The sequence below is a fragment of the Pseudoroseicyclus sp. CXY001 genome (assembly GCF_041714655.1).
Classification (GTDB): Bacteria; Pseudomonadota; Alphaproteobacteria; order Rhodobacterales; family Rhodobacteraceae; genus Pseudoroseicyclus_A.
The window spans coordinates 2162391-2184547 of the sequence record NZ_CP168219.1 but is presented as its reverse complement, the minus strand read 5'-3'; the positions used below and the strand labels follow the sequence as shown (position 1 = coordinate 2184547).

Sequence of the window (22157 nt, the reverse complement as noted above, 5' to 3'; positions counted from 1 at the left end):
GTTGGTATGAGTATGGATGATCTGGTCGATCTTGTTGCCCCGCGCCGGGCGTGGGACTTCATCCTGCGTGCCATCGGCATCGTCATTTTCGTCAACAGTTTCAACGTCTTCGTGAATATCTGGATCAAGGGGCTGGATTCCGTGCCCCCGGTCGAATTCGTGATCGCGACGACCGTGAGCCTGCCCTTCGTCATCCTCGCGCTCGCGCTTCTGCAGCGGCAGCGCCACATGCAGGCGCGACTCGCGCGGCTGGCGATGACGGATGTCCTCACCGGCCTGCCCAACCGGCGCGGCTTCGAGGCGGCGGCGGCGGACCAGAAGGTCAGCGCCGTCCTCGTCGCCGATATCGACAATTTCAAGCGGGTGAACGACAGCTACGGCCATGCCGCCGGCGACAGCAGCCTGCGGCAGGTGGCCGAGCGGATCCGCACGACGCTGCGGCCCGGCGAATTCGCCGCGCGGCTCGGGGGCGAGGAATTCGGCATCGTCATCACGGCGAAGGCCGCCGGAGGGCCGCTGACCGGCGGCTCCGGCCGCGCCGCCGCCCAGAAGCGGCTCGAGACCATCGCGGCGCGGCTCGTCCATCCCTTCGCCATCGACCTCGGGCGGGACGATATCGCTCTGGAGCTGACGCTGTCCTGCGGTGTCGCCTTCGCCAAGGGGAGCAGCAAGATCTGCGAGCTCGTCGCCGATGCCGACCGGGCGCTCTACCGCGCCAAGGCGCGGGGCAGGGCGCAGATGGTCCTCGACGGCGACGCCGAGACGGCCCAGCCGGCCGCCAGCGCGATCGCGGTCTGACGCTTGCCGGGCGCGCCATTGACCACGCGCGCAAAAATGCAGGGCCCTCATGCGACTTCGCGCTACACAGGCGCGTGACCATGGTGTAGCGTTCGGGCGCAGGGGTGCACTGTTGAACAAGTTGATAAGAGTATTCGCGCCGCAAAGTCGACTCGGGTTTGCAGGCAGGTTCGTGACGTTCGTAGCCGCGATCGTCTCTTTCAACGTGTTCCTTGATCTGGTGCTCTCGGGCGGCGAGAGCTTCTCGCTCTTCAACGACATCATCCTGACGGCGCTGGTGGCGACGCCCTTCACGATTTTCGCGCTGGCACTGGTGCAGCATCTCTACAAGCTGCAGATCCGGCTATCCGATCTCGCCGGCACCGACATGCTCACCGGGCTCGCCAATCGCCGGCAGTTCTTCGAGCAGGCGGCGCGAGAGGGCGAATTGCGGCCCGGCACGCTGATTCTCGTCGATGTCGATCACTTCAAGCGCATCAACGACACCTATGGCCACGAGGTGGGGGATCTCTGCCTTCTGGCCGTCGGCCGGCATCTGCGCGCGACCGTGCGCGAGCACGATCTGGTCGCGCGGATCGGCGGCGAGGAATTCGCCGTCTATCTCGACGGCGCCAACCTCGGCCTTGCCGAGAGCATCGGCCGCCGCGTCGTCGCCGAGTTGCCGGTCGAGACGGATCTCGCCGCGCAGATCGTGCTCACCGCCTCTGCCGGCGCCGCCGAGGCCTGGCCGGGCGCCACCATTGCCGAGGTGCTGCGCGCCGCCGACAGCGCGCTCTACCGCGCCAAGGAGCAGGGCAGGGCCCGGCTCGTCTTCGCCGTCGCCGAATCCCCGGTGCCGGCAGCCTGATCCGCAACTGATCGGCCGCCCCACCGGCCGCCTCGACCGGCGGCCCGGCGCCTGTCATTTCGGCGACATATCCACATGGCAAGAGACGGGCGGGCCCCGCGACATGTTGGGCTTGCAGAGGCCCTGACGCCAGATATAGTTGGCTCATGCCCCCGGGGCATCCGGGCGGCCCGTGGTGAGACCAGCGGGGAGACGTGCCGTGATGGAAGCCGAGTTCAGGACCAGTTTCGTCCGCAGCCCCGGCGCGCTTCGCCAGAACCCCGCGCTCGTCCTCAATGCCGATTATCGCCCGCTCTCCTACTACCCGCTGTCGCTCTGGCCCTGGCAGGAGGCGGTGAAGGCGGTCTGGCTCGACCGGGTCGACATCGTCGCCGAATATGACGAGCGGGTGCGAAGTCCCTCGACCAGCTTCAAGATGCCGTCCGTCGTCGTTCTGAAAGACTTCGTCAAACCCCAGAAGCGCGTGGCCTTCACGCGCTTCAATCTTTTTCTGAGGGACGAATTCCGCTGCCAGTACTGCGGCTCGCGCGGCGATCTGACCTTCGATCACGTCGTGCCGCGCGCCCGCGGCGGCGTCACGAGCTGGGAGAATGTCGTCGCCGCCTGCGGCTCGTGCAACCTGCGCAAGGGCTCCAAGAGCCTCCGCCAGTCCGGCCTCGCGCTCCGCAAGCCGCCGCGCCAGCCCGGGGCGGAGGAGCTGCGGAACCAGGGGCGGAAGTTCCCGCCCGGCTGGCTGCACGAGAGCTGGCTCGACTTCCTCTACTGGGACGCCGAGCTGGAGGCCTGACCGGCCTCGTCCTCGGTGATGTAGCCGATATAGCGGCCGTATTCCTCCATCTGGTACATCCACCAGCCGAGGGTCGCGGCGAAGATCGGCTCCGGAAGGCCGCCCGTGGTGATGAGCGGGTGAGACAGAAGGGCCCAATTGTCGTCCGTCACCGCCGCGAGGCCCATCATCTGCTTGCCGTTCCACTCGTTGAGCTGCTCGAGCGGCAAGGGCGCGGAGAGATGGAAGGAGGTGTCGAACTGCATCGCCTGGCAATTGGCGTGATCCACGCACAGCCGCAGGAAGATGTTGAACCGAAGGCCCCGGGCCTCGGTGAGGATCCTCGGGTTGCCGTCGACGCCGGACAGGATCTCGGCGGAATACCCCTCCGCCTCGAGATAGGCGACCAACCCCTCCGGATCGTCGGCGGAGATCAGCTCCGGCGTCTGCGCGTTGGCGGCGCTGGCCATTAGGACAAGGGCGAGGGCAGGGCGGTGCATCGGGGCTCCTTGGGCGTGACCCGCCCAGCCTAGCCTTCGACCGCCCCCTGCCGCAACGGCCCGGGCAGCGGCCAGGCGCCCGGGGGATTGTGGCCAGAGGCTGGCCTGCTAGACTCCCGCTCGCCCGGTGGGTAAGTGCGGGGCAGTTAGCGCTAACGCGCCGCAGCCCGCCTCAGGGACGTCCCCGGGGCCCCGCGGCGAGACATGGAGAGATCATGGTATCGCGCGTCATTCCCGTCGACCCGTTCGACCTCGTCATCTTCGGTGGCACAGGCGATCTCGCCCGCCGCAAGATCCTCCCCGGCCTCTTCCGCCGCTTCCGCGCCGGCACGATGCCGGAAGAATCGCGCATCATCGGCTCGGCCCGCTCCGAGCATGACGATGCCGAATACCGCCAGATCGTCCGCGACGCGATCGGCGAATTCGGCGGCGACGAGAAGGAGGACAAGGCCGGGATCGACGCCTTCGTCGAGCGGCTCCACTACGTCCGCGTCGATGCCAAGGGCGACGACGGCTGGAAAGAGCTCGCCGGCATGATGCGCGACGGCATCATCCGCGCCTTCTACTTCTCGGTCGGGCCCTCGCTCTTCGGCGATATCGCCGAGCGGCTGAACCGCTTCGACGTGGCCGACGACAAGAGCCGCATCGTGGTCGAAAAGCCCTTCGGCCGCGACCTGCAGTCCGCCAAGGAGCTCAACGCCACGCTGCGCAGCCACTTCCGCGAGGATCAGATCTACCGGATCGACCACTACCTCGGGAAGGAGACGGTGCAGAACCTGATGGCGATCCGCTTCGGCAACGTCCTCTTCGAGCCCCTGTGGAACAACCACTACATCGACCACATCCAGATCACCGTCGCCGAGACGGTGGGCGTGGGCGGGCGCGGCGCCTATTACGACAAGTCGGGCGCCATGCGGGACATGGTGCAGAACCACCTGATGCAGCTTCTCTGCCTCATCGCCATGGAGGCGCCGAGCCAGTTCGACGCCGATGCCGTCCGCGACGAGAAGCTGAAGGTGATCCGGGCGCTCCAGCCCGTCGATTACCACCACCTCGTCCGCGGCCAGTACGATGCCGAGGGCGACCAGCCGAGCTACCGCGAGGATGCCGAGGATCCGCGCAGCTTCACCGAGAGCTTCATTGCGCTGCGCTGCCATATCGCCAACTGGCGCTGGGCCGGCGTGCCCTTCTACCTGCGCACCGGCAAGAAGCTGAAGGCGCGCTCGTCCGAGATCGCCGTGGTCTTTCAGGACCTCGGCCATTCGATCTTCGAGGGCGACGAGAAGCGGCACCGCAACATCCTCGCCATCCGCCTGCAGCCCAACGAGGGGATCGACCTGCAGGTGACGATCAAGGAGCCGGGCCCGGGCGGCATGCGGCTGATCGACGTGCCGCTCGACATGACCTTTGCGGATGCCCTGGGGCCCGAGGCGGAGGACGTGCCCGACGCCTATGAGCGGCTGATCATGGATGTCTTCCGCGGCAACCAGACGCTCTTCATGCGCGGCGACGAGGTCGAGGCCGCCTGGGCCTGGACCGATCCGATCATCGCGGGCTGGGAGGCGCGCGGCGACGTGCCGAAGCTCTACGAGCCCGGCACCGCCGGCCCGGACGATTCCGCTATGCTCCTGCATCGCGACAACCGCCGCTGGCGCGACATCAAGGCCTGAGGACGCACCCATGGAACTCGTCACCTATCCCGACGCCGAGATCATGATGATCGACCTGGCGGACCGGCTCGCGAGCGAGCTGCGCCGGGCGCTCGAGCAGAACGACCGCGTGTCGATCGCCGTCCCCGGCGGCACCACGCCCGGGCCGGCCTTCGATGCGCTCTCCGACACGCAGCTCGACTGGGCGCGCGTCGACGTGATGCTCACCGACGAGCGCTGGGTGGCGGAAGACTCCCCCCGCTCCAACACGCGGCTCCTCCGCGAGCGGCTGCTGACGGGCCATGCGGCCGCGGCGAACCTCGTGCAGCTTCGCGCCGATACAGAGACGCCGGAGGAGGGGCTCCCGGCCCTCATCGAGGCCGTGCAGGCGGCGCTGCCGCTCACCTCCGTCGTCCTCGGCATGGGCGAGGACATGCACACCGCCTCGCTCTTCCACGGCGCCGACCGGCTGGCCGACGCGCTCCACGGCCGCGAGGTGCTGGTGCCGATGCGGGCCCCCCGCGCGCCGGAGCCGCGGATCACGCTCTCGGCCTGGGTGCTGAACGACGCGATGAACCGCCACATCCTGATCAAGGGCGCCGCCAAGCGCGAGGCGCTGGAGCGGGCCCGGCACCTGTCGCCCGACGAGGCGCCGGTGGCCGCGGTGCTCCGCGGCGCCATCGTGCACTGGGCCGAAGACTAGGGCCGGCTACCGGCAACCGAGGAGAGACGAGCCATGTGGGACAAGCTGAAGGCCCATCACGAGGCGGTGGCCACCCGCCGGATCGAGAGCCTCTTTGAGGCCGATGACACCCGCGCCGAGGCCTTCTCCGTCGAGGCGCTGTCCATGCGCTTCGACTTCTCCAAGACCAACATCGACGCGGCTGGCCTCGGCCTCCTCATCGAGCTTCTGGACGAGACCGGCGTCGCCGCCCGCCGCGAGGCGATGTTCACCGGCGAGCCGATCAACGAGACCGAGGGCCGCGCCGTCCTCCACACCGCGCTCCGCAATCTCGACGGCGGGCCGGTCCATGTGGCCGGCACCGATGTCATGCCCGGCGTTCACGAGGGCCTCTCGCGGATGGAGGCCTTCGCCGCCGATGTCCGCTCCGGCGCCTTCCGGGGGGCGGGCGGCGCGATCACCGATGTCATCAACATCGGCATCGGCGGCTCCGACCTCGGCCCCGCCATGGGCTACCGGGCGCTCAGCCCCTATGCCGACGGCCCCCGCTGCCATTTCGTCTCCAACGTCGACCCCGGCGACATTGCCGAGGTGCTCCGCACCTGCGACCCCAAGACGACGCTGGTGATCGTCGCCTCCAAGACCTTCACCACCATCGAGACGATGACGAACGCCCGCACCGCGAAGGCCTGGATGAGCGAGGCGGTGGACGAGCCGGCCCGCCAGTTCGCCGCCCTCTCCTCCGCCACCGACAAGACCGGCGCGTTCGGCATCGCCGAGGACCGGGTCTTCGGTTTCGAGGATTGGGTCGGCGGGCGCTACTCCATGTGGGGGCCGATCGGCCTCTCGCTCATGATCGCCATCGGGCCGGAGGCCTTCCGGGCGTTCCTCCGCGGCGGCCAGGCGATGGACAGGCACTTCCGCGCGGCGGAGTGGTCCGAGAACATGCCGGCGCTCCTCGCCCTCACCGGGCTCTGGCACAACCAGATCTGCGGCTACGCCACCCGCGCCGTCCTGCCCTACGACAACCGCCTCGGCCGCCTGCCGGCCTACCTGCAGCAGCTCGAGATGGAATCGAACGGCAAGCGCGTTTCGATGGATGGCCACGCGCTCACGCAGGACTCCGGCCCCGTTGTCTGGGGCGAGCCCGGCACCAACGGCCAGCACGCCTTCTACCAGCTCATCCACCAGGGCACCCGGGTGGTGCCTTGCGAGTTCATGATCGCGGCGGAGGGGCATGAGCCCGAGCTCCACCACCAGCACCAGCTCCTCATCGCCAATTGCCTCGCCCAGTCCGAGGCGCTGATGAAGGGCCGCTCGCTGGACGAGGCCCGCGAAAAGGTCGCGGACAAGTTCGAGGGCGACGAGCTCGAGCGCCAGGCCGCCCACCGCGTCTTCCCCGGCAACCGCCCCTCTGTCACGCTCGCCTATCCGAAGCTCACGCCCGAGATGCTCGGCCAGATCGTGGCGCTCTACGAGCACCGGGTCTTCGTCGAAGGCGCCGTTCTCGGCATCAATTCCTACGACCAATGGGGCGTCGAGCTCGGCAAGGAGCTCGCCACGGCCCTGCAACCCATCGTCGAGGGCAAGGAAGATGCCACCGGCAAGGACGGCTCCACCGCCGCCCTCGTCACCTTCCTGAAGGCGAACGGGGCCTGACCAGCCTCCCCGGATCCCCTTTCATCTGGCCAAAAATACCTCGGAGGTGTGGAGGCAGAGCCTCCACTGGCCGCCAAAGGCGGCCACCCCCCCAAAAGTCACGGCGCCTCAGGCGGTCGCGCCGCCCACGGGCCGCGCCCGCTCCCAGACGGCATTGGGGAAGGGCACCAGCGCCTTCTTCTCCTCGTCCCAGAGCTTCAGCGAGAAGCAATAGAGCGCCTCCCGCGGCTCGATCATCGGCAGATGGAACTGCTCGCGCGCCGCCTGATGGCATTTGCGCAGGCGGTAGGAGGGGATGTTGGCGTTGAAATGGTGGAGGTCGTGATAGGCGATATTGCCCGTCGCGATATCCCACCAATGGCCGAAGTTGAGCGCCGAGGAGCCCTTGAGCGCCGCGATCCGCGGCTTCAGCGTGGGCTTCCTATCCCAGTAGGTGTGCTCGAAATTGTGCTGCAGATACACCTGCGCGACGCCGAGAATGGCGGAGACGACGATGGTCACCCCATAAAGCGCCAGCCCCGCCCAGCCGCCGGCCAGCCAGATGACGCCAAGCCATACGGCGAGCCCGAGGTTCTGCACCATCACGCCCTTCCAGCCGACCTTCATGGTGTTCTTCGGCCAGCGGTAGCGGATCGCGTAGGTCAATGTGCCGCCGATGGGCAGCAGGAACAGCGGGTTCCGCAGGATCCGGTAGGCGGTGCGCTTGAGCGGCCCGGCCTTCTCCCATTCCGCGACGGTCATCGTGTAGATCTCGCCGGTGTCCCGCATGTCGAGATCGCCGAGATGGCCGTGGTGGCGGTTATGGTTGTACTGCATGGCCCGGTAGGGCGTCAGCGTGAAGAAACTGAGCGCGATGCCCGCCCAGTCGTTCTGCCGCCGCGTCTGAAAGAGCGAGTAATGCCCGCAATCGTGCTCGAGCACATAGGCGCGGACGGCGGCGAAGGAATTGACGACGACGATCACCGCGGCGAGCAGCCAGAGCTCGGCCTTCACGGCGGCGAGCGCGGCGAAAAAGGTGGCCAGATAGATCCCGAAGGTTAGGAAATAGGACAGCGCCGCCAGGCGGTTGTCCTTCCTGCACCAGAGCCGGGTAAACTCGCGCAGCGCCTTTTCCTGGGCTTCCTGAACGTCGGTCATCTTCATGAGTCCTTCGGGGCCGTTCAGGAAACGTTAATCAACGCCGGCCAGAAAATGCAATTCCCCAAGGCGCCGGCAGGGGCGCCCGCGTGCTTCGGTCGCAAGGATCAGAAAGGACGCTGGAGCGGGTAGCGGGAATCGAACCCGCGCGTTCAGCTTGGGAAGCTGACAGGCTACCATTACATCATACCCGCCGCGGCTGCCGACCTAAAGCGCCACCGGGGCGCCGTCAAGATTGCGCGTGGGGCCGGTAGGTCGGCGTCCAGGCTGGGGTCTTCACCCACCATCCCCGCGCCGGGCCTCAAAGGCAGGGACCCACGATCTTCGCGCGAAAATCGTGCACGGAAATCGCGCGATTTCCGTGAGCCCGGTGGCGATGGCAGGCCCTACCGCCGGCCCCGGCGCCGGCCGCCGCCGCCCTCGGCGTTGAAATTCACGTCCGGCAGGGGCGCGATGGCGCGGAGCCGCGCGAAGGGGTCCACCGCATGGGGGATGGCGTTGGCATTGACGAAATGCTCCTGGAACCTCGGGGCGATGGCCGTCTCGACCTTCACGATCTGCCGCGCCAGCAGCTCGATTTCGGCCCGCGCGCCGACATTGCAGAGCGCGATCCGCGCGCCGGTGCCGGCGGCGTTGCCGGCGCTCACGACCTTTTCCAGCGGCACGTCGGGGATCATCCCCAGCACCATCGCGTGTTTCGGCGAGATATGCGCCCCGAAGGCCCCGGCGAGCACGACCTTGTCGACCTCGTCCACCCCGCGCTCGTCCATCAGGAGCCGCGCGCCAGCATAGAGCGCGGATTTCGCGAGCTGGATGGCGCGGATATCGCCCTGGGTGACCATGACCCGCGCCCCGCCGTCGGCCGAGCCGTCGTAGAGGAGGTAGCCATGCGTCCGCCCCGTCGGCTCCGACCGCGGCGTGCCCGTCGCCTCGGCCGAGCCGATCAGCCCCCGGGAATCCAGAAGGCCCGCCATGCGCATCTCCGCCACCGCCTCGATGATCCCCGAGCCGCAGATGCCGGTGACGCCGGTCGCCGCCACGGCCTCGGCGAAGCCCGGCTCGTCCGACCAGAGGTCGGAGCCGATGACGCGGAAGCGCGGCTCCTTGGTCTCGGCGTCGATCTCGACCCGCTCGATGGCCCCCGGCGCCGCCCGCTGGCCGGAGGAGATCTGCGCCCCCTCGAAGGCCGGCCCGGTGGGGGAGGAGCAGGCGAGGACGCCGGTCCTGTCGCCGAGGAGGATCTCGGCATTGGTGCCGACATCGACGATCAGCGTCAGCTCCTCGGCCCTGTCCGGCCGCTCGGCCAGCGCCACGCCCGCGGCATCGGCGCCGACATGGCCGGCGATGCAGGGCAGGAGGAAGAGCCGCGCCGCCTCGGCAAGCCCGGTCAGCCCGAGCTCGGCGGCATCGAGCGAGAGCGACTCGGATGTGGCGAGGGCAAAAGGCGCCTGACCGAGCTCCACCGGGTCGATCCCCAGCAGCAGGTGATGCATCACCGGATTGCAGACGATCACCGCCTCGACGATGTCGCGGGGCGCGACGCCGCCGTCTTTCGCCAGAGCCGCCGCCAGCTCGGAGAGCGCGGCGCGCACGACGCGCGTCATCTCCGCCGCGCCGCCGGGGGTCATCATGGAGTAGCTGACGCGGCTCATCAGATCCTCGCCGAAGCGGATCTGCGGGTTCATGACCCCGGCCGACGCCTTGACTGTGCCCTCCCGCAGGTCGGTCAGATGCGCGGCGATGGTCGTGGAGCCGAGGTCGATGGCCAGCCCGTAGAGCCGCCCCTCGTGGAAGCCCGGCCAGATGTCGATGATCCGGTGCGCCTCGTCGCGGTGGCCCTTGTGCAGCGCCACGGTGACCTTCCACTCGCCCTTGCGCAGCGCCGTCTGCAGCCGGCCCATGAGGGGCAGGGGGGCGGTGACCGCGCCCACGCCCCATTCGGCCTGCAGCGCCGCGACCAGCCGCTGGAAATCGCCCGAGGGCTCGTGCATGTCGGGCTCTTCGACCTCGACATAGGCGAGCTTGGTCGCGGGATCCATGACGATGGGCCGCGCATCCGCCTCCTTGCGGACGACCTGGCGATGCACCTGGCTCTCGGCCGGCACGTCGATCACCATGTCGCCCTGCACCTCCGCCTGGCAGCCGAGCCGCCGGCCCTCCTTGAGGCCGCGGATGCGGTCGTAGCGCTCCTCGACGGCGTTGATGGCGCTGAGCCCGTCCGGCCGGGCGGTCAGCCCGAGCTTGGGGAAGTCGCCGAAGGAGGGCGAGACCTGGCATTTGGAGCAGATGCCCCGCCCGCCGCAGACGGAATCGAGATCGACCCCGAGCTGGCGCGCCGCGGCGAGCACCTTGGTGCCGGCGGGCACGCGGCCGCGCTTGCCGGAGGGCATGAAGACGACAAGGGGATCCTGGCTCACGGGTGGGCGTCCTTCGGGCGGCTGGTGCGCCCTCACTAAATAGGGCTCCGCCGGGGCGCAATCGCTTGGGAGCGGCGCCGCCTGCGCCGAAGGCGTCATCGGGGCGCGGGGGCGCGGTTGGGGGCGGGGGTGGCCGGGGCGCCTTGCGGGAGATGGTTGCGGCCGGTGGCATGGGGGCGGTGGGTTGGAAACCCACCCTAAGGGTTGTCCGACGGTCGGGCTGTTTTCCCCGCCCGGTACGCGCCGGCACGGCGCAGGGCGAGCGCCGGCCCGTCCCGCGGGTCGGCGCTCCGGTGGGGCCTGGCCCGGCCTCTGGGCGGGGATCGGTTGCACCATAAAGCGCGCCGCACCACCGGCCGGAGCGCCAACCCACGGGCCGGCGCTCCCCCTGCGCGGCACCGTTTGGAAAGGGTGCGGGGGGGTGGTGGGTTACAAACCCACCTTGCGCCAATGCGGCGATGCGCGCCGCCGCGGCCCCTTTCCCCCCCGCCGCATCCGTGCAATAGGGAGCCGCCAAACGATGAACTCCAAGGAGGCGAGCATGGAGATTCGTGAGGCTCTCACCTTTGACGATGTGCTTCTGGTGCCGGCGGCGAGCTCCGTCCTGCCGTCGACGGCGGATACGCGCACGAAGCTGACCAAGAGCATCGCGCTCAACATCCCGCTCGTCTCCTCGGCGATGGATACCGTCACCGAGAGCCGCATGGCCATCGCCATGGCCCAGGCGGGCGGCCTCGGGGTCATCCATCGCAACCTCGGCGTCGAGGAGCAGGCGGCGGAGGTGGCGCGGGTGAAGCGCTTCGTCTCCGGCATCGTCTACAATCCGATCACGCTGACCGCCGACCAGACGCTCGCCGATGCCAAGGCGCTGATGGCGCGCTATGCCGTGACCGGCTTTCCGGTCGTGGGCGAGGGCGGGCGGGTGATCGGCATCGTCACCAACCGCGACATGCGCTTCGCGGCCGACGATGCGACGCCGGTCAGCGTCATGATGACCTCCGACGATCTGGCGATCCTGCAGGAGCCGGCCGATCTCGACGAGGCGCGCAGCCTCATGAAGGCCCGGCGGATCGAGAAGCTTCTGGTGACCGATGGCGCGGGCAAGCTCACCGGGCTTCTGACGCTGAAGGACAGCGAGCAGGCCGTGCTCAACCCCGCGGCGGCGAAGGACGGTCTCGGCCGGCTCCGCGTCGCGGCGGCCTCGACCGTCGGCGATGCCGGCTTCGAGCGGAGCGAGGCGCTGATCGACGCGGGCGTCGATGTCGTGGTGATCGACACGGCGCATGGGCATTCCAAGGGCGTCGGCGAGGCAGTGGAGCGGCTGAAGCGCCTCTCCAACGAGGTGCAGGTGATCGCGGGGAACGTGGCGACCGCCGAGGGCACGAAGGCGCTGATCGGCGCGGGGGCGGATGCCGTGAAGGTCGGCATCGGGCCGGGCTCGATCTGCACGACGCGGATGGTCGCCGGCGTCGGCGTGCCGCAGCTCACCGCGATCATGGATTGTGCCGGGGCGGCCGGGGAGACCCCGGTGATCGCCGATGGCGGCATCAAGTTCTCCGGCGATTTCGCCAAGGCCATCGCGGCGGGCGCCTCCGTCGCGATGATCGGCTCGATGATCGCGGGGACGGACGAGAGCCCGGGCGAGGTGATCCTCTACCAGGGCCGGAGCTTCAAGAGCTACCGGGGCATGGGGTCTCTCGGCGCCATGGCCCGCGGCTCGGCGGACCGGTATTTCCAGAAGGACGCGGCCTCGGACAAGCTCGTCCCCGAGGGGATCGAGGGCCAGGTGCCCTACAAGGGCGCGGCGGCGGCGGTGGTGCACCAGCTCGTCGGCGGTCTCCGGGCAGCTATGGGCTACACCGGCTGCGCGACGGTGGAGGAGATGCGCGGCGGCGCGAGCTTCGTGAAGATCACCGGGGCGGGGCTCAAGGAGAGCCATGTGCACGACGTGCAGATCACCCGGGAGAGCCCGAACTACCGGGCCGGCTGAGGGGCTCGGCCCGCCCTGCCGGGCGGGCTCGCGGGTCGGGGGTGGCAGAGGTGGCGGGCTGAAGCCCGCCCTACGCCGGGTCGCCCTCGTATGGTGGGTTTTAAACCCACCGTTTGCGCAACGTCTGTAAGTCTTCCCCGCCCGGTGCGCGCTGCAAGCGCAGGGCGAGCGCCGGCCCGTCCCGCGGGTCGGCGCTCTGGTGGGGCTGGGCACGACGGTGAGCGGGGGAGCGGCTGCACCATAAAGCGCGCCGCCTCACCGGCAGGAGCGCCAACCCACGGGCCGGCGCTCGCCCTGCGCGGCACGGTCAGGAGGGTTGAGGGGGAGTGGTGGGTTGGAAACCCACCCTACGGATGCGGCGACCGGTCGGCCTCTTGGGTAGGGTGGGTTTTCAACCCACCGTCCGCGTCACGGATGCGCCAGCTCCACCACCTGATCGACCCCGACCTCCGCCTCACTCACCACCCCGTCCGGCCAGGTCACCGTGACGGTCGCCGTCTCCGCCGGCCCAAGGCCGAAATGCTCCGGCCCGGCCTCGCCGCCGGCATGGCCACCGCCGATGGTGAGCTGGCGGGTGTGGCGCTGGCCGTCGGCGGTTTCCACCACGATCTCCGCGCCGATGGTGGCGCGGTTGCCGCCCGGCTGCGAGAGGCTGAGGCCCAGCCAGTGGCCGGTGCCCTCGGTCACGTTCCGGTAGAGCTCCATCGGCGCGCGGCGGTTGACGACCACGAGGTCAAGCCGGCCGTCGCCGTCAAGATCCGCCAGCGCCGCGCCGCGGGAGCGGGCGGTGGTGGCGAGGCCGGCCCCGAGGCCGGCTTCGGTGAAGCGGCCGTCCACCCCCTGCATCAGCAGGTTGTTGGGGTCGTGGATGGCGTTGGTCGGCATCTGGTCGACATTGCCCTTGGCGATGAAGAGATCGTCGCGCCCGTCATTGTCGACATCGCCCCATTCGGCATGCCAGCCGGTCGAGGGCCGCCCGTCGTCGCCGATATAGGGGCGCTGGGCATAGGTGCCGATCTCGAAGGGCGCGGCGCGATAGGCGCCATCAGGCCCGGCGAGCTGCAGGAGCTGGTCGCCCATCGAGGTGAGCATCACCTCGTCGCGCCCGTCGCCGTCGAGATCGCGCGACGCGATGCCCATGCCCCAAAGGGAGACCCGCGGCCAGCCGTCCTCCTCCGCCAGGAAGCGCCGCTCGGCGATATCCCACATCTGCTCGAAGCCGCCGCGCACGTAATAGTGCCGGTCGTTGGAGAGGCGGAGCGCCAGCCGGCCCCGTGCGTCGCGGGCGGCGAGGATCGAGAGGGCGCAGAAGCCGGGTTCCAGCGGCTCGGAGACATAGCCCTCGGCCGAGGGGCGCAGGATCACGTTGCCGTCGCAGGCCTCGAAGGGGCCTTCGGGATCCGCCCGGTCGACGTAATGGCCGATGGCGAGGGTGGGCGGGCCGGTCTCGTCCTCCCACCAGGCGCTGAACGCGGTGGACCAGCGGTCTTCCTCCGGGATCGCCAGTGCGCCCTCCGCCGGCGTGAAGCCGCAGGCGCCGTCGCCGAGGAAGAGGTGATCGGGCCCGACACGGAGGATGAAGAGGTCCATGTGACCGTCGGCATCGACGTCGAGCGGATAGGCGCCCGTTGCCCCGGTGACCTCCGGAAAGCTCGCGGTCGAGAAGCGGAAATCGCCGTCGTTGTGCAGGAGCAGCATCGGCGCGGTGCCGCCGGCGGCGAGGATCTCGGGCCGCGCATCGCCGTCGCAATCGAAGACCGCGGCGCCGCCGCCGACGAAATGCTCCCAGCCGCCTTCGTAGATGTGCTCGGGGATGGTGGCGGAGCGGTCCTCGAAGAGCGGGTCCGCGAGGGCAGGGGAACTCAGCGAAAGGGAGGCCAGGGCAAGGAGAAAAGCGAGGAGGGGGGCGCGGCGGTGGCCTGTGAGGCGCGCGGCGCGTGGCGGCAGGCTCATGCCGCGGCGGCGGCGCCGAGCGCGCGGTCGGTCACCTTGTCGAGGGCGAGCGCGGTGGCGCCGCGGGCCCAGACGAGATCGCCCCAGGCGTGGATCTGCACATCCGCCGGCGACCGGCCGGAATCGAGCACCTGCTCGTGCATCCCCGCCAGCACTGCATCGGCATAGAGATAATCGTATTGCATCCGCTCGCCGGAGAGGATCAGCAGCTCGGGATCGAAGATCTGAACGATGTTGCTGAGCCCCAGCGACAGGATGCGGCCGGCCCGGTCGAAGATCGAGCGGGCGGCGGCATTGCCCGCCTTGGCCTCGGCGAAGAGATCGGCGAGGAGCCGGTGGACATCCACCGGATCGCGGGTCGACATGCCGAGCGCCGTGCGCGCCTCGCGGGCGAGGGCGTAATCGGCGACATAGGCTTCGAGGCAGCCGCGTTTTCCGCAGCGGCAGAGCGCGCCGTCGATCTGGATCTTGGTGTGGCCGAGTTCCAGCCCCATGCCGCGCGTGCCGCGCCAGAGCTTGCCGCCGATGACGGCGCCCATGCCGACGCCGCCCTCGATGGTCACGACGAGGAAATCGGCCGTCGAGCGGCCGGCCCCGAACCAGAGCTCGGCGAGGGTCAGCATGTTGGCATCATTGTCGAGATAGGCCGGCACGCCGAAGCGCTCCTCGAAGGCCTCGGCGAGCGCCAGGTTGCGGCGGGTGAGGACGGGCGACCAGGGCACGGTGCCGGCGTGATGATCGATCATCCCCGGCATGCCGATGCCGGCGGCGGCGATATCGGCCAGCGTCAGGTTGGCCTCCTTCAGCAGCCGCTCGATGAGCCGGGCGATCTCGCCCAGCATCGCGGTCATCGACTTGCGGCCGGTCTCGGCGGGGACGGCGGCATGGGCGCGGATCGTGCCGGCGAAATCGGCAAGCACGGCCGTATGCCGCTCGTCGGAGAGCTTGATGCCGATGACGGCCTGGGACTCGCCCACCACCTCGAGCGCCACCGGCGGGCGGCCACGGCCGATCTCCAGCCGGTCCCGGGGGGCGTCCGTCACCTCGCGCAGATGGCCCTGGGCGATGAGGTCCGAGGTGAGGGTCGTCACCGAGCCGGCGGAGATGCCGAGCGCGCGCACGACATCGGCCCGCGCCGCCCGGCCCGAGGCGCGCACATGCTCGAAGACGAGCTGGCGCAGCGCCTTGGTCTCGGCCGGGCCGGACATGCTGACCAGTGGTCCGCAGCCCGCCGGTACGGCTGACCCTGACCCCTCGCCGGCGGCGATGACCTCCTCCATATTCTTTACTCGCGTGATTTAATGGCCCCCGGGGGCCGGTCTCCTACCCTTGATGCATCTTAGAAGGCATCTCCCTGATGTGAAGGGGCAAAATCTGTTCGCTGAGCGGAGAAATATTCTTTGACAGCCGAACAAATAGAGTCATGCTGTGCGAGCAGAGTCGCAAGGCTCGCCGCTCCGCTGAGAACGGCAGGGGCGCACGAAAGGGAGGATTCTATGCGTAACGCATTTCTCGCCGCCGTCGCCGCGACGGTTGGTTTCTCGACGTCCGCACTTGCCCAGGATCTGACGGTCGGCGTCAGCTGGTCGAACTTCCAGGAAGAGCGCTGGAAAACGGACGAGGCCGCGATCGTCGCCGCGCTCGAAGCCGCCGGCGCCACCTATGTCTCCACCGACGCGCAATCGTCCTCGTCCAAGCAGCTCTCCGACATCGAGAGCCTGATGGCCCAGGGCGTTGACGCGCTGATCGTGCTGGCGCAGGACACGCAGGCGGTCATCCCCGCCGTGCAGGCCGCCGCCGACGAGGGCATTCCGGTCATCGCCTATGACCGCCTGATCGAGGACCCGCGCGCCTTCTACCTGACCTTCGACAACGTCGAGGTCGGCCGGATGCAGGCCCGCGCCGTGCTGGAAGCCCAGCCGGAAGGCAACTACGTCATGATCAAGGGCTCGCCGACCGACCCGAACGCGGACTTCCTCCGCGGCGGTCAGCAGGAGGTCCTGCAGGAGGCCATCGATTCCGGCGCCATCACCATCGTCGGTGAAGCCTATACCGATGGCTGGGTCCCGGCGAACGCCCAGCGCAACATGGAGCAGATCCTGACCGAGAACGACAACATGGTCGACGCGGTCGTGGCCTCCAACGACGGCACCGCCGGCGGCGCCGTGGCGGCTCTGGCCGCGCAGGGCATGGACGGCATCCCCGTCTCGGGCCAGGACGGCGACCACGCCGCCCTCAACCGCATCGCCCAGGGCACGCAGACCGTCTCCGTCTGGAAAGACGCCCGTGAGCTCGGCCGCGCCGCTGCCGAGATCGCCGTCGAGCTGGCCGGTGGCACCGAGATGGGCTCCGTCGAGGGCTCCGAGGAGTGGACCTCCCCGGGTGGCACCACGATGACCGCCATGTTCCTCGAGCCCGTGCCGATCACCGCCGACAACCTCGATGTCGTCGTCGATGCCGGCTGGATCACCCAGGAAGCGCTCTGCCAGGGCGTGACGGACGGCCCGTCGCCCTGCAACTGATCTGACGATCCCGCGAAGATCCGGGCGCTCCGGCCTTGAAGCCGGGGCGCCCCCCACACTGCCAGGGCCCGCCTTTCCATGAGCGACACGACATCGGGCGCCAGCGCCCCCGCCAAGAGCCGGCGGAGCCTCATCCAGACCCTCGAGATCGACACGCGGCTTCTCGGCATGATCGGGGCCTTCGTCCTGATCTGCATCGCCTTCTCGATCTTCACCGACGGCCGGTTCCTCTCGGCCCGGAACATCTTCAACCTGACGATCCAGACCGTCTCCGTCGCCATCATGGCGACCGGCATGGTCTTCATCATCGTCACCCGCCACATCGACCTGTCGGTCGGCGCGCTCCTCGCGCTCTGCTCGGCCGTCATGGGGATGACCCAGGCGCGCTGGCTGCCGGAGCTTCTGGGCTTCGGCTCCTTCTGGATCGCGCCGGTCACCATCCTCGTCGGCCTCGCCGTCGGCACGCTGATCGGCGCCTTCAACGGCTGGCTGGTCGGTTATCAGGGCATTCCGGCCTTCATCGTCACGCTCGGCGGCCTTCTCGTCTGGCGCAACGTCGCCTGGTACACCACCGGCGGGCAGACGATCGGGCCGCTCGACCCGACCTTCCTGATCTTCGGCGGCGCCGAGGGCACGATGGGCACGGCGCTGAGCTGGGTCGCCGCCGTGATTGCCTGCGTCGCCACCGCCTGGGCGCTCTGGTCGGCGCGGCGGAACAAGATCTCCCACGAATTCCCGGTGAAGCCAGTCTGGGCCGAGATCGCGCTCGGGCTCATCTTCATGGGCGCCATCGTCGGCTTCGTCGCCATCCTCAACGCCTATCTCATCCCCTCCGGCCGGCTGGAGCGGGTCTTCGAGGCGCGGGGCGAGGTGATGCCGGAGGGCTATGTCGAGGGGCACGGGCTGCCCTATTCGGTGCTCGTCCTTATCCTCGTCGCCATCGTCATGACGCTGGTCGCCCGCAAGACGCGGCTCGGCCGCTACATCTTCGCGACCGGCGGCAACCCGGACGCGGCGGAGCTGTCGGGCATCAACACCAAGCTGCTGACCGTGAAGGTCTTCGCGATCATGGGCTTTCTCTGCGGCCTCTCGGCCGTCGTCGCCTCGGCGCGCCTCACGTTCCACACCAATGACATCGGCACGCTGGACGAGCTGCGCGTCATCGCCGCCGCCGTCATCGGCGGCACGGCGCTCGCCGGCGGCATCGGCACGATCTACGGCGCCATCCTCGGCGCGCTGATCATGCAGTCGCTGCAATCGGGCATGGGCATGGTGGGCGTCGATGCGCCCTTCCAGAACATCGTCGTCGGCGCGGTGCTCGTCTTCGCGGTCTGGATCGACACCCAGTACCGCACCGCACCGGGCATGCTGATCCGGACGTTGAGCCGCGCTGCGCTTCTGATCGTGCTCTACACGATCCTGCGGCAGACGGCCGTCTCGCTTGGCCTCATGGTCGGCTGGGGGCTCTGGTCCATCCTGCTGACGGGGATCGTCGCCGCCATCCTAGCTGCCATCGTCGCAATCATCGTGGAGCGGGCCATGGCGCGCTCCCGGCAAGGGAGGGGACTCGCGTGATCGACCGTTCCGGCACCCCGCTCGTCGAGCTGAAGAACATCCGCATCTCCTTCGGCGGCATCCATGCCGTCGACGATGTGAGCGTCGATCTCTACCCCGGCGAGGTCCATGGCCTTCTCGGCCACAACGGCGCCGGCAAGTCGACGCTGATCAAATGCCTCTCGGGCGCCTACCGGCAGGATTCCGGCGACGTGTTCGTGGAGGGCCAGAAGGCGGTGATCAACAACCCGCGCGACGCGCGCGGCTACAACATCGAGACGATCTACCAGACCCTCGCGCTGGCCGACAATCTCGATGCCGCCTCGAACCTCTTCCTCGGCCGCGAGCTGACCACCGGGCTCGGCCTCGTGGACGATGCGCGGATGGAATCCGAGACGCGCAAGATCATGGGCCGGCTCAACCCGAACTTCCGCAAGTTCAAGGACCCGGTCTCGGCGCTCTCGGGCGGGCAGCGCCAGTCGGTCGCCATCGCCCGGGCCGTCTATTTCAACGCGCGCATCCTCATCATGGACGAGCCGACCGCCGCGCTCGGCCCGCAGGAGACGCAGATGGTCGCCGAGCTCATCCAGGAGCTCAAGAAGGAGGGGCTCGGCATCTTCCTCATCGACCATGACGTCCATGCCGTGAAGCAGCTCTGCGACCGCGCGAGCGTCATGAAGAACGGCGAGCTCGTCGGCACCGTCGATGTCGACAAGGTGTCGGAAGACGATCTCCTCGCCATGATCATCCTCGGCAAGAAGCCGGAGCATCTGGCGGCCTGAGCCGCCAGAGCCATCGCAACGACAGTTCAGGAAGGGTTGCCATGTTCCTCGGCCTCGATCTCGGTACGTCCGGCCTCAAGGGTATCCTCATCGGCGAGGGCCAGGAGGTCATCGCCGAAGCCACAGCGCCCCTCACCGTGCAGCGCCCGCATGACGGCTGGTCGGAGCAGGACCCGGCAAGCTGGATCCTCGCGGCGGAGGAGGTCTTCGCGGCGCTCGCCGCCAAGGCCGATCTCGGTGGGCTGAAGGGCATCGGGCTCTCCGGCCAGATGCATGGCGCGACGCTGCTCGATGCCGGCGATGCCGTGCTCCGCCCCTGCATCCTGTGGAACGACACCCGCTCGGCGGAGGAGGCGGCGGCGCTCGACGGCCAGCCCGCCTTCCGCAAGCTCACCGGCAACATCGTCTTCCCCGGCTTCACCGCGCCGAAGCTCGCCTGGGTGAAGCGGCACGAGCCGGAGATCTTCGCTAAGGTCGCCAAGGTGCTCCTGCCGAAGGATTACCTCCGCCTCTGGCTGACCGGCGAGCATGTCGCCGAGATGTCCGACGCCGCCGGCACCGCCTGGCTCGACGTGGCGAAGCGCGACTGGGCCGACGAGCTCCTCGCAGCCACCGATCTCAGCCGCGCCCACATGCCGCGACTGGTCGAGGGCTCGGAGGTCTCCGGCCAGCTCCGCCCCGAGCTTGCGAGCCGCTACGGCATCCCCGCCGGCGTGCCGGTCGCGGGCGGCGGCGGTGACAATGCGGCCTCGGCCGTCGGCGTCGGCGTGGTGAAGGCGGGGCAGGCCTTCGTCTCGCTCGGCACCTCCGGCGTGCTCTTCGCCGCCTCCGACGCCTATCAGCCCGATGCGGCGAGCGCCGTGCACACCTTCTGCCACGCCCTGCCGGGCACCTGGCACCAGATGGGGGTGATCCTCGCCGCCGCCGATGCGCTCAACTGGTATGCCGGCATCGCCGGCGCCCCGGCCTCCGAGCTCACCGGCGCGCTCGGGCCGCTCGAGGCGCCCGGCCGCACGCTCTTCCTGCCCTATCTGGGCGGCGAGCGGACGCCGCATAACGACGCCAAGGTGCGCGGCGCCTTCCTCGGCCTCGATCACGCGGCGGACCGCGCCGCGCTGACCCGCGCCGTGCTGGAAGGCGTGACCTTCGCGCTCGCCGATTGCTTCGATGCGCTGACCGGCACGGGCACCAAGATCGAGCGGCTGATCGCCGTCGGCGGCGGCTCGCGCTCGGACTACTGGCTGAAGGCCATCGCCACGGCGCTGAACATGCCGATCGAGCTGCCGGAGGCCGGCGATTTCGGCGGCGCCTATGGCGCGGCGCGGCTCGGGCTCATGGCCGCCACCGGCGCCGGGGCCGAAGTCGCGACCCCGCCCGCCATTGCCCGCACCATCGACCCCGAGGCCGGGCTGACCCGCGCCTTCGAGGATTCCCACGCCCGCTACCGCGCCGCCTATGGCGCGATCCGCGGCGCCTGACCCCATCCCGAGTGACGAGGACCGACATGAGCGATTTCTTCAAGGGCATCCCCGAGATCAAGTTCGAGGGCCCGGACAGCAGCAACGAATTTGCCTTCAAGCATTACGACCCCGACGAGGTGGTCATGGGCAAGCGGATGGAGGATCACCTCCGCTTCTCCATCGCCTACTGGCATTCCTTCGCCTGGGAGGGGGGCGACCCCTTCGGCGGGCGCACCTTCGACCGGCCGTGGTTCGGCTCCTCGATGGATGCGGCGAAGATGAAGGCCGAGGTCGCCTTCGAGATGTTCCGCATCCTCGGCGCGCCGTTCTACTGCTTCCATGACCTCGACGTGCGGCCCGAGGGCGACAGCTTCGCCGAGAACCAGTCGCGCCTCGACGAGATCGCCGATGTCTTCGCCGGCAAGATGGAAGAGACGGGCACCAAGCTTCTCTGGGGCACGGCCAATCTCTTCACCCACCGCCGCTTCATGTCGGGCGCCGCGACCAACCCCGACCCGGAGGTCTTCGCCTGGTCGGCCGCGACCATCAAGGGCTGCATGGACGTGACCCACCGCCTCGGCGGGCAGAACTACGTGCTCTGGGGCGGCCGCGAGGGCTATGAGACCCTCCTCAACACCGACCTCGCGCAGGAGCGGATGCAGGCCGGCCGGATGCTGCAGAAGGTCGTCGACTACAAGCACAAGATCGGCTTTGAGGGGACCATCCTCGTCGAGCCGAAGCCGCAGGAGCCGTCGAAGCACCAGTACGATTACGACGTGGCGACGGTCTACGGCTTCCTCAAGGAATTCGGCCTCGAGGGCGAGGTGAAGATGAACATCGAGCAGGGCCATGCGATCCTCGCGGGGCACAGCTTCGAGCACGAGCTGGCCATGGCGGCTAGCCTCGGCATCCTCGGCTCGATCGACATGAACAAGAACGACTACCAGTCGGGCTGGGATACCGACCAGTTCCCGACCAACGTCCCCGAAGTGGCGCTCGCCTATTACGAGGTGCTGAAGGACGGCGGCTTCACCACCGGCGGCACCAATTTCGACGCGAAGCTCCGCCGCCAGTCGCTCGACCCCGAGGATCTGATCCTCGGCCATGTCGGCGCGATGGACGTCTGTGCCCGGGGCCTCAAGGCCGCCGCGGCGATGCTGGAGGACGGCAAGCTCGAAGAGGCCCGCGCCGCCCGCTACGCCGGCTGGAAGGGCGCTCCCTGGCTCGACATGGATCTGGAAGCGATCGCCGCCAAGGTCGCGGAAGACGGGCTGAGCCCCGAGCCGCGCTCGGGCCGGCAGGAGCGGCTGGAGAACCTGGTCAACTCGTATCTCTGAGCCGTGAGGGCAGGTGCGGGGGGCTGTCTGCTCCCCGCACCCCCCGAAGGTATTTGCAAAGGGGCAGAGGCAAGGCGCGGCGCGGGCGATTCGTTCCCGCGAGC

General features: G+C 69.1%; 17 protein-coding genes and 1 tRNA gene. 12 read left to right on the top strand and 6 right to left on the bottom strand.

What is annotated here, in order from left to right:
- The first annotated feature begins 12 nt into the window (after positions 1 to 12).
- The 3 genes from ACAZ03_RS10640 (at position 13) to ACAZ03_RS10630 (ending at position 2432) form a co-directional block, all read left to right on the top strand.
- A complete protein-coding gene (locus ACAZ03_RS10640; RefSeq protein WP_373353422.1) occupies positions 13 to 798 on the top strand; it encodes a GGDEF domain-containing protein in 786 nt (261 codons plus the stop codon).
- 172 nt (positions 799 to 970) lie between these two features.
- Complete coding sequence (locus ACAZ03_RS10635) at positions 971 to 1645, top strand: GGDEF domain-containing protein (RefSeq protein ID WP_373353420.1); 675 nt, start codon at positions 971 to 973, stop codon at positions 1643 to 1645.
- 202 nt (positions 1646 to 1847) lie between these two features.
- The gene (locus tag ACAZ03_RS10630) at positions 1848 to 2432 is read left to right on the top strand and encodes an HNH endonuclease (RefSeq protein ID WP_373353418.1); all 585 of its coding nucleotides are present in this window, start codon (positions 1848 to 1850) and stop codon (positions 2430 to 2432) included.
- Here the strand turns inward: ACAZ03_RS10630 and ACAZ03_RS10625 are convergent.
- Positions 2405 to 2911 carry a YbjN domain-containing protein gene (locus tag ACAZ03_RS10625; protein ID WP_373353416.1) on the bottom strand — a complete coding sequence of 169 codons (507 nt, stop codon included), beginning with the start codon at positions 2909 to 2911 and terminating at the stop codon, positions 2405 to 2407. The genes ACAZ03_RS10630 and ACAZ03_RS10625 overlap by 28 nt on opposite strands.
- Before the next feature lie 215 nt (positions 2912 to 3126).
- On the opposite strand from ACAZ03_RS10625, the gene zwf reads away from it, so the two are divergent.
- The 3 genes from zwf to pgi are packed head-to-tail and all read left to right on the top strand — an operon-like array spanning position 3127 to position 6901.
- Positions 3127 to 4581, top strand: a complete 1455-nt coding sequence (zwf, locus tag ACAZ03_RS10620; protein WP_373353414.1) for a glucose-6-phosphate dehydrogenase — start codon at positions 3127 to 3129, stop codon at positions 4579 to 4581.
- 10 nt (positions 4582 to 4591) lie between these two features.
- Positions 4592 to 5263, top strand: a complete 672-nt coding sequence (gene pgl, locus ACAZ03_RS10615) for a 6-phosphogluconolactonase (RefSeq protein WP_373353412.1) — start codon at positions 4592 to 4594, stop codon at positions 5261 to 5263.
- A 33-nt stretch (positions 5264 to 5296) separates the two neighbouring features.
- Complete coding sequence (gene pgi, locus ACAZ03_RS10610) at positions 5297 to 6901, top strand: glucose-6-phosphate isomerase (protein ID WP_373353410.1); 1605 nt, start codon at positions 5297 to 5299, stop codon at positions 6899 to 6901.
- A gap of 108 nt (positions 6902 to 7009) precedes the next feature.
- Here the strand turns inward: pgi and ACAZ03_RS10605 are convergent, their stop codons facing one another.
- From ACAZ03_RS10605 to ACAZ03_RS10595, 3 genes are all read right to left on the bottom strand, one after another.
- Positions 7010 to 8038: a fatty acid desaturase gene (locus tag ACAZ03_RS10605; protein WP_373353409.1), complete on the bottom strand. Its 1029-nt coding sequence runs from the start codon at positions 8036 to 8038 to the stop codon at positions 7010 to 7012.
- Positions 8039 to 8158: 120 nt separating this feature from the next.
- A tRNA-Gly gene (locus tag ACAZ03_RS10600) sits at positions 8159 to 8232 on the bottom strand.
- A gap of 192 nt (positions 8233 to 8424) precedes the next feature.
- Positions 8425 to 10455 carry an ASKHA domain-containing protein gene (locus ACAZ03_RS10595; protein WP_373353408.1) on the bottom strand — a complete coding sequence of 677 codons (2031 nt, stop codon included), beginning with the start codon at positions 10453 to 10455 and terminating at the stop codon, positions 8425 to 8427.
- 541 nt (positions 10456 to 10996) lie between these two features.
- On the opposite strand from ACAZ03_RS10595, the gene guaB reads away from it, so the two are divergent.
- On the top strand, positions 10997 to 12445 hold the full coding sequence (gene guaB, locus ACAZ03_RS10590; RefSeq protein ID WP_373353406.1) for an IMP dehydrogenase: 1449 nt from the start codon (positions 10997 to 10999) through the stop codon (positions 12443 to 12445).
- A 408-nt stretch (positions 12446 to 12853) separates the two neighbouring features.
- On the opposite strand, the gene ACAZ03_RS10585 is transcribed toward guaB, so the two are convergent.
- Positions 12854 to 14398 (bottom strand): CRTAC1 family protein, encoded by a 1545-nt coding sequence (locus tag ACAZ03_RS10585; protein ID WP_373353404.1) that lies wholly within the window; start codon positions 14396 to 14398, stop codon positions 12854 to 12856.
- Positions 14395 to 15606: an ROK family protein gene (locus ACAZ03_RS10580; protein WP_373353402.1), complete on the bottom strand. Its 1212-nt coding sequence runs from the start codon at positions 15604 to 15606 to the stop codon at positions 14395 to 14397. The genes ACAZ03_RS10585 and ACAZ03_RS10580 overlap by 4 nt, the downstream gene beginning before the upstream one ends.
- 288 nt (positions 15607 to 15894) lie before the next feature.
- Between ACAZ03_RS10580 and xylF the strand changes: the two genes are divergently transcribed.
- The 5 genes from xylF to xylA all read left to right on the top strand — a co-directional run bounded on the left by xylF (position 15895) and on the right by xylA (position 22053).
- Positions 15895 to 16920 carry a D-xylose ABC transporter substrate-binding protein gene (gene xylF / locus ACAZ03_RS10575; RefSeq protein ID WP_373353400.1) on the top strand — a complete coding sequence of 342 codons (1026 nt, stop codon included), beginning with the start codon at positions 15895 to 15897 and terminating at the stop codon, positions 16918 to 16920.
- 78 nt (positions 16921 to 16998) lie between these two features.
- Entirely contained in the window at positions 16999 to 18495 is a 1497-nt protein-coding gene (locus ACAZ03_RS10570) for a sugar ABC transporter permease (RefSeq protein ID WP_373353398.1), read from the top strand.
- The gene (locus ACAZ03_RS10565) at positions 18492 to 19256 is read left to right on the top strand and encodes an ATP-binding cassette domain-containing protein (RefSeq protein ID WP_373353396.1); all 765 of its coding nucleotides are present in this window, start codon (positions 18492 to 18494) and stop codon (positions 19254 to 19256) included. Before ACAZ03_RS10570 ends, ACAZ03_RS10565 begins: the two co-directional genes overlap by 4 nt.
- Positions 19257 to 19297: 41 nt before the next feature.
- On the top strand, positions 19298 to 20734 hold the full coding sequence (gene xylB / locus ACAZ03_RS10560) for a xylulokinase (protein ID WP_373353394.1): 1437 nt from the start codon (positions 19298 to 19300) through the stop codon (positions 20732 to 20734).
- A gap of 26 nt (positions 20735 to 20760) precedes the next feature.
- Positions 20761 to 22053: a xylose isomerase gene (gene xylA, locus ACAZ03_RS10555; protein WP_373353392.1), complete on the top strand. Its 1293-nt coding sequence runs from the start codon at positions 20761 to 20763 to the stop codon at positions 22051 to 22053.
- Positions 22054 to 22157 lie beyond the last annotated feature (104 nt).